Genomic DNA, 8,825 nt, shown 5'->3' on the forward strand with positions numbered 1-8,825 from the left:
ATCCGATTAGCACTTTACAGACTCCGATGATAACTAAACCAACTCTGATACTCAACTACGACTATCCGATCGAACTCTTTTATCCTCCAGAAACGATATTGTGAGCTATGTTTATCAAATCTATTCTTCTCTTTAAAATAAACAGACTTACGACAAACTTGTTTTCATCTCCGAAAAGCAAATTTAAAAATCAGATTAATACGGTATAATCTCCAAGAACTGACTTTTCAACAAGAATAACCAACATTTGACCTCTCTTAAAAAACAATCAAGATAGATCTATTCACATAAATACTTCCAGAACCCTTATTATCATAAGTAGCTGTGGAAGTATAATGCAAACATAAGAAATCTATTTTAATAAGTCTAATTATAACTTTAATAAAAGCTTGGAAACGCCACAATAACAAAGGATTCCAAATAAGTTTGAACGTACACAATCCGAATCTACACAAAAGGAATACACCACCAAACATCAGGACAATAGAGCCCAATTTTATATTTACAATATATAATATGACATGTAAAAACTTGTCATATAGAAAATATATAAGAGAATAAATTAACCGTAAAAAAGAATCCTTAAAAATAAGAGCCATTAATATCAATAATTGTATTCAACTAAAAAGCCGAGAATTCTATTTCTACAATTGAAACAGAATTCCCGGCTTGACTATTGAGCTTTTTTATAATGATAAACTAGAAAATTACTTTAGCAATATCTCTTACACAGTTGCTCGCCATAAAAGAATAAAAGTGCAAAGAAGGCACTCCATGTTTTATAAGCTCCTTACTCTGATGAATACTCCATTCTGTTCCAAGCGCTTTAACATGCTCATTGGTTTTGCATTTTCTAACCTCGGCAGCTAACACTTCAGGAATATCAACTTTGAAAACCTGAGGTAATAAATTCAATTGGCTAAGAGCAGAGATCGGTTTAATCCCTGGTATTAATGGCACGTTGATTCCTGCAGCTCGAATCTTCTTTTCAAACTCAAAAAACTTTTGATTATCAAAGAACATTTGCGTTACAATATACTCTGCACCAGCATCTACCTTTTTCTTTAGGAAATAAATATCTGAATCCATATTAGGAGCTTCTTCATGCTTCTCAGGGTAACCAGCCACACCATATGAAAAGGGGGTCTCGAAAGCTTCGGTATGTGTTCCATCCAAATAATCGCCTCGGTTAACCTGATTAACCTGTTCAATAAGATCGATGGCATATTTGTGTCCCGATTCCTTAGCCGCAAACTCATGACGCTTTGATGAATCACCTTTTAAAAGAAGCAGATCTTGAATATCCAGAAAGTTTAAGTCAATTAAAGCATTCTCTGTTTCTTCAGGTGTAAAGCCCTGGCATATAACATGCGGTACAACGGTAACTTTATATTTATTCTTAATCGCAGCAGCCACAGCAACTGTTCCAGGCCTTTTGTTGGTTAGTTTCTTTTGGAAAGTACCATTTGCTGATTCAGCAAAAATCACCTCATCGCAGTGTGAGGTAATATTGATATACTTAGGATCGAATTCCTTAAGCTTATCAATGGTATCAAATACTTTATATATACTATTCCCTTTGCGAGGAGGCAGAAGCTCAAAAGAAAAATGTGTGGTTTTATTTTCTATGGCTTGATTGATATGGTCAATTACTTTCATTTCATAGGTCAAAATATCAAGATGGTAATATTATATGTGGTATACCATCTTGATGGGTTAATAGTTAAAGTGCAAAATCTTATAATGATTTTAAATATTGTTGTGCTTGCTCTTCTGGCATTCCTCTTCTTTTAGCGTAATCCTTAATCTGATCGTCTTGAATTTTACCTATACTGAAATAAAGTGCATCAGGATGTGCTAAATAAAGACCACTAACCGTTGCTGTAGGATACATGGCAAAATTCTCAGTAAGGGTAGCACCAATGTTTTCCTCTACATTTAAGAAATCCCAGAGAACTTGTTTTTCAGAATGCTCAGGTAAAGATGGGTAACCAAAAGCAGGACGAATACCCTGATACTTTTCGCGAAGCTTCTGTTCAATTGTTAGATCCTCATCGGGAGCATAGCCCCAATCTTGTCTTCTAACTCTATCGTGAAGCAGTTCCGTATAAGCCTCAGCTAATCTGTCGGCAAGTACCTTAATCATGATACTCTTATAATCATCCAATTCTTCAGCATACTTTGCTAAACTGTCTTCGATTCCTAATCCTGCAGTCGCAACAAATGCACCAACATAATCAATCCGATTCGATTCAACCGGAGCAACAAAGTCTGATAAACACAGGTTACTTAATCCTTTGGGAAACTTTTCTTGCTGTCGCAGATTGGTAAATCGAGTTAACTCAGAACTTCTTTTTTCATCAGAATAGATAATGATATCATCGCCTAAAGAATTAGCTGGAAACAGACCAAAAACGGCTGCTGCTTCTATCAGATTCTTCTCTTCAATTTCATCCAACATCAAATTGGCATCGTCGAATAGTTTTTTAGCCTCATCCTTATATTGTGCATCTTCCATAATTTCAGGGTACATACACTTCAGCTCCCATGCCACAAAAAAGAAAGTCCAATCGATATACTTACGAATCTCACTCACAGGGAAATTACGCTCAACCTGAAGACCCAATTTATTAGCCTTATATATTGGCGACGTTTCCCAATCAATTTGTTCCTTATTAGCACGAGCTTGTTCTATCGTAAAGTATTCTGCTGACTTTTCTTTGGCATAAGCCTCACGAATATCGTCGTACTTATTGTGAATTTCTTTCAGATAAGATTCTCGTTTATCTTTATTGCATAAATTTTTGAATACGCCAACCGATTTTGAAGCATCGCTTACGTAAACAACACCTCCCGAATAGTTGGGTTCAATTTTAACAGCCGTATGCAACTCCGATGTAGTTGCACCTCCCACAACCAATGGGATATTCAAGCCCAAGCGCTCCATCTCTTTGGCTACAAAAGCCATCTCTTCAAGCGATGGTGTAATCAATCCACTTAAACCAATGGCATCGACATTTTCAGCTACAGCGACTTCTAATATTTTAGAACAAGTTACCATAACGCCAAGGTCGATTATCTCGAAATTGTTGCAACCCAACACTACGCCTACAATATTTTTCCCAATATCATGAACATCACCTTTAACTGTAGCCATCAGAATTTTACCCGCATTACTTGCTGCTAATCCTTTTTTCTCCTCCTCGATAAAAGGTTGAAGGTAAGCTACAGCTTTTTTCATCACTCGGGCAGATTTAACCACCTGCGGCAAAAACATCTTACCTTCTCCAAAAAGATCACCTACAATATTCATCCCGTCCATCAAAGGACCTTCAATCACTTCAAGAGCCCTCGGATAATTCTGACGAGCTTCTTCAGCATCGGCATCGATGTAATCAGTAATCCCTTTTACTAGAGAATAAGACAAACGCTCCTTGCAAGATTTCTCCCTCCAAGCATCAGTTTTCACCTGAGTTTTACCTTCCGACTTTACGTTTTCAGCAAACTCGATCAACTGCTCAGTTGCTTCGGGATGACGATTGAGAACAACATCTTCAACTCTCTTCAAAAGTTCTGGCTCAATCTCATCGTAAATCTGCAACATGCCAGGATTAACGATACCCATATCGAGCCCCTCCTTTATGGCATAATAAAGAAAGACAGAATGCATAGCCTCACGCACCATATTATTCCCACGAAAAGAGAATGACAGGTTACTAATACCACCACTTATTTTCGCATATGGCAAGTTGGCCTTAATCCATGTGACCGTTTTTATAAAATCGACAGCATAATTATTATGCTCCTCAATTCCCGTTGCAATTGCCAAAACATTCGGATCAAAAATGATATCCTCAGGAGGGAAATTGACAACTTCTGTTAATATTTTATAAGCTCTTCCGCAAATTTCGATACGCCTTTCATAAGTATCAGCCTGGCCTTTTTCGTCGAAAGCCATAACCACAACCGCAGCGCCATATCTTTTTATCTTCCGCGCATGAGCGATAAATTCAGTCTCACCCTCTTTCATCGAAATGGAGTTGACCACGCACTTACCTTGCACACATTTTAAACCTGCCTCTAATACCGACCATTTTGAAGAGTCAATCATGATAGGGACACGAGAGATATCAGGTTCAGAAACCAAAAGCTTCAAGAAAGTAACCATTTCGATCTCGGCATCCAACATGGCATCATCCATATTTATGTCGATAATCTGCGCCCCATTCTCAACCTGATTCCGTGCGATAGATAAAGCTTCTTCGTACTTCTTTTCGCCAATCAAACGAGCAAACTTTCGAGAACCAGCAACATTGGTTCTTTCTCCAATATTCACAAAATTGGATAGAGAATTGATTCTTAAAAGCTCAAGTCCACTCAAACGTGTTTCGGGTTCTATAATAGGAAGCTGGCGAGGCTTCTCACCTTTCACAGCCTGAGCTAATGCTTTAATATGTTCTGGTCGAGTACCACAACATCCACCCACAATATTAATCTTCTCACCCTTCAATAGAATATGAAGGTCAGAAGTCATTGTTTCTGCTGTTTCGTCGTACTCGCCTAATTCATTTGGTAAACCTGCATTCGGATACACACTCACATATACTGAAATCAACTTATCCAATTGTTCGATATAAGGAACCAGATCCTTTGCTCCAAAAGCACAATTAAGACCTAAACTTAAAAGTCGATCCGATTTCACTGATGTAACAAAGGCCTCCAGTGTTTGACCGGAAAGTGTTCTTCCACTGTTATCGGTAATTGTACCCGAAAGCATAATTGGCATATCAAACCCTCTTTCATTGAGTATCTCATCAGCAGCAAAAACAGCAGCCTTAGCATTCAGTGTATCGAATATGGTTTCTATTAACAAAACATCAACTCCACCATTAATCAATCCGTTAATTTGCTCAGTATAAACCTGAACCAAATCATCAAAATTCACATCGCGATAACCCGGATCTTCAACCTTAGGTGACATGGATGCTGTTTTATTTGTAGGACCAATTGCACCAGCTACCCAACGAGGCGTCGAAGGATCTTCCTTTAGAATTTCATTGATAACTTGACGAGCATTTTTTGCTGCTTCCAAATTTAATTCATAAGCCAAACCCTCCAGACCATAATCGATAAGAGAAATGGCATTGGAATTAAATGTATTGGTCTCAATAATATGCGCACCCGCTTTAAGAAAGTCTCTATGAATCGATTTTATAATTTCTGGTTTTGTCAGTGTCAATAAATCGTTATGCCCTTTCTGATCGAAAGTTGAATTGGCAAATCGCTCTCCACGAAAATCTGATTCTGATAATTCAAAAGCTTGAATCATAGTCCCCATTGCCCCATCCAAAACCAAGATCTGTTCCTTTAATGTGTCTTTTATCGATGTCATCTTATTGTCTTTTATCTTGTAAACAACAACAGTCCTCAACGGGAATTTCCTGAGTCCCTTGACTTAAAAATATAGCAGTGTTCTTATTTTTTTGCTCAATTAATATCTGATGATTTTCAGTAATTTCAGCAATAGTAAGTGGTGTATAATGTCGAACTGTTATCAACTCCAAACCATCTTCACGCTCTACATCGTATTTTTCACCTAAATCCTCAATTAATCCATCGATAAAACGATTGGAATGATTCACACAAAACACAAAACTAACCGCTGTATTCTGCGTAAAGTTCAGTTTTACACCATACTTATTGATTAAAGAAAATACGAAAAATAAATCGTTCTCCCCAATGAAAGAAAAATTCTGAGGTTTAATACTGATCAAAACCTGCTTCTTCTTTACTATAAAGTTAGGCAATAATGGTTGAGGTAAATCACCCTTTGTGATTAAAGTACCCTCTTTTTTAGGCTTAATAAAAGATTTTACCCACAAAGGAATTCCTTTGGCCTGAAGAGGCTTAATTGTTTTAGGATGAATCACACTTGCTCCATAATAGGATAATTCTATCGCTTCATGGTAAGGAATTAAATCGAGCTTCGTTGTATTATTAAAATAATCAGGATCAGCATTCAGCACCCCCAATACATCTTTCCAAATGATCATTTTATCCGCATTCAGAAGATAAGCCAAAATAGCAGCTGTATAATCAGAACCTTCACGACCAAGCGAACAGGTATTCCCTTTAAAATCAGAAGCAATAAAACCTTGGGTGATGTACAAGGAGTAATTTTTAGCATTAAATTTCGCCTTCACCTTCTCATCAGAACTATCCCAAAGAATGTTTGCATCCCGGTATTTGTCATCAGCATCCAGGCAAGTTCTGATATCAATCCACTCATTTATTTGCCCAATATGATTCAAATAGGCAGATACAATAGTCGTTGACAAAAGTTCACCATAAGCAATCAACTGATCGTATTCAAAATTGAATGATGTGCTAAAAGGCTTAGCAAGTCGAGCTTCCATTTCAGAAAACAGAGACTTAATCTTAGCAAGTAGATCTTTGGGGAATTCATCAAAAAGATCAAGAATCAAAGTCAGATGTTTTTGTTTTACTTCCTCCAATAAGGCCTTCACATTTGCCTTCTCTGAATAATGTGCATCGATAATTTCTTCCAACAAATTGGTACTATTATCAATTGCAGAAACCACAACAGTGAGCGGTTCATTAACCTCTCCTATAATTTTACTGATATTTTTTATGGCCCCTGCATCTTTTACCGATACCCCACCAAACTTATATATGATCATATGAAATCATTTTATGCGTGAACAATCTTATTGCTGATTTTTTCTCGACTATTCGTCACCCAAATAAGCCAGGAAAATATCCTTATCAACTAATTGATTTTTAATCTTTATCAAATCTGATAGATTAATATTACCAATCACGTAATTAAAATCTTTCCCCGTTAAAGCCTCTGTTACTTCAGTAAATTTAAACAAGGCCAAATCTTCTTTCTTTGAGTATCTCAAGTAGATTTGAACTGGCATATCGTTGGTATATTCCAAACCGCCGTAATACTTCAACTTCTTGTACTCGTACTTGTAATTATAGGCCAAAGCCGTAACATCAGAAAGTACTGCCGACCCTGTTGGATGAGAACCCGCTCCCTTTCCATACATGAACTGGTTGTCATAGAAATTCCCTTGAATCAAAACGCCGTTATAATGATCTTCAACCGTGTATGCATGCTCTGATGGTTTCACAAATTTTGGAGCAACCAATAAATTCACATGATTACCATTAACCTTAGTTACCTTACCCAGCAAACGAATCTTATAACCTTTCTGAGAAGCCAACTGAATGTCATGTGCAGATAGTCTTGAAATTCCAATATTGAAGACTTGATCAGGGTGAACAAATAATCCAAAACCATGAACGGTAAGGATAATCAACTTATAAAGTGTATCGAAACCTTCAACATCAGAAGTTGGATCACTCTCGGCAAAGCCCAAATCCTGAGCTTGCTTTAAGGCAACTTGATAATCAAGGTTTTCATTAAAAATCTTAGTCAAAATATAGTTCGAAGATCCATTCAGAATACCACTTACCGATTGCAATAAATCATTGTCGTAATATTCTTCAAGATTACGGATGATAGGAATACTACCACAAGCCGATGCTTCGTAAAGGAATGAAACCTTATTCTCCCATTGCAATTGAATCAGCTCTTCGATATGATAGGCCAACATCTTTTTGTTAGCCGAAACAACATGTTTGCCATTCTGAAGAGCCGTTTTCACGATGCGATAAGCTTCATCAGCATCATCAATCAATTCAGCAACAACATTAATCTCAGGATCATTTAAGATATCGTCTGGATTCAAAGTCAAAATCTCAGGAGACAACTCACGCTCCTTCGAAGGATCTTTCACACAAACCTTAACTATTGAGGCATCGAGCCCCTTAGAGTTTTTTAATACATGAGCCAAACCAGAACCCACAACTCCAAAACCAAATACACCAATTTTTAATTTCTTACTCATTACAGTACCTTATTTATAAAATGATTGAATAACCTTTGTTAATTGTTTTTGCTCCAATAAGAAACCGTCATGCCCGTATAATGAATCAATTTCAGCGTACTCCGCTCCCGGTATATGTTGAGCTATAAATTTTTGTTCTGCTATTGGGAATAGTAAATCCGACGCCACGCCAATAACCAATGTCTTCACTTTAATCTGGCTGAGTGCTTTTTCTGGTGAGATTCGCCCTCTACCTATATTATGCCCATCCATTATTTTTGATAATTGCCAATAAGAATAAGCATTGAAACGATTCGCTAATTTTAAGCCTTGATAATTTTGATACGAACTCGCTTTAAAATCATCCTGCTTATCATGATCAGTTTCACTTTGAGTATCCTGATAGGTCTGATAATTTCGATAACTCAATAGGGCAATCGATCGTGCCGTCTTCATACCTTCCAAACCAGCTTCATGTGTTGATTCTTTCCATGTTGGATCAACTGCAATTGCCATTCTCTGAGATTCGTTAAAGGCAATTCCCCAAGGCGAGTGCTGTGCATTACTTGCCAAGAAGACTAAATGTCCAAGATGTCCATCCAATTTGTAAGCCCACTCAAGCGCTTGCATTCCACCAAGTGAACTACCAATCAGTGTATGGATTTTTTCGATACCCAATTCAATTCTCAATAACTCATGAGCCGCAGCCAAATCGCGAACCGCTAACTGAGGGAAATCGTGACAATATGCCTTATCTGTTTTTGCATTAATACTTAAAGGACCAGTGCTACCATAACATGAACCCAAAATATTAGCACAAACAATAAAGTGCTCCTTGGGATTGAAGAAATCTTTTTCGCCAAACAAGCCTGCCCACCAATCGAACACATCTGAATTAGCAGTCAG

The 8,825-nt window shown here is 37.3% G+C and carries 5 protein-coding genes; all 5 read right to left on the bottom strand.

Going from position 1 to position 8,825, the window contains the following annotated elements; all coding sequences use genetic code 11:
* Positions 1 to 699: 699 nt before the first annotated feature.
* Positions 700 to 1,659 carry a methylenetetrahydrofolate reductase gene (locus ABY905_RS10520; protein WP_372643425.1) on the bottom strand — a complete coding sequence of 320 codons (960 nt, stop codon included), beginning with the start codon at positions 1,657 to 1,659 and terminating at the stop codon, positions 700 to 702.
* 79 nt (positions 1,660 to 1,738) lie between these two features.
* The gene (gene metH / locus ABY905_RS10525; protein ID WP_372643428.1) at positions 1,739 to 5,392 is read right to left on the bottom strand and encodes a methionine synthase; all 3,654 of its coding nucleotides are present in this window, start codon (positions 5,390 to 5,392) and stop codon (positions 1,739 to 1,741) included.
* Position 5,393: 1 nt separating this feature from the next.
* Positions 5,394 to 6,701, bottom strand: a complete 1,308-nt coding sequence (locus ABY905_RS10530) for an aspartate kinase (protein WP_372643430.1) — start codon at positions 6,699 to 6,701, stop codon at positions 5,394 to 5,396.
* Between the two features lie 48 nt (positions 6,702 to 6,749).
* Positions 6,750 to 7,940, bottom strand: a complete 1,191-nt coding sequence (locus ABY905_RS10535; RefSeq protein ID WP_372643433.1) for a homoserine dehydrogenase — start codon at positions 7,938 to 7,940, stop codon at positions 6,750 to 6,752.
* A 9-nt stretch (positions 7,941 to 7,949) separates the two neighbouring features.
* A partial coding sequence (gene metX, locus ABY905_RS10540) for a homoserine O-acetyltransferase (protein ID WP_372643436.1) occupies positions 7,950 to 8,825 on the bottom strand: 876 nt, incomplete at its 5' end.

The sequence above is a fragment of the Ancylomarina sp. genome (genome assembly GCF_041555295.1).
Lineage (GTDB): Bacteria > Bacteroidota > Bacteroidia > Bacteroidales > Marinifilaceae > Ancylomarina.

Bases quoted from the DNA above. Each gene is read 5' to 3' on its own strand.
- metH (WP_372643428.1), bottom strand. From the start codon at position 5,392: ATGACATCGATAAAAGACACATTAAAGGAACAGATCTTGGTTTTGGAT.
- ABY905_RS10530 (WP_372643430.1), bottom strand. From the start codon at position 6,701: ATGATCATATATAAGTTTGGTGGGGTATCGGTAAAAGATGCAGGGGCC.
- ABY905_RS10520 (WP_372643425.1), bottom strand. From the start codon at position 1,659: ATGAAAGTAATTGACCATATCAATCAAGCCATAGAAAATAAAACCACA.
- ABY905_RS10535 (WP_372643433.1), bottom strand. From the start codon at position 7,940: ATGAGTAAGAAATTAAAAATTGGTGTATTTGGTTTTGGAGTTGTGGGT.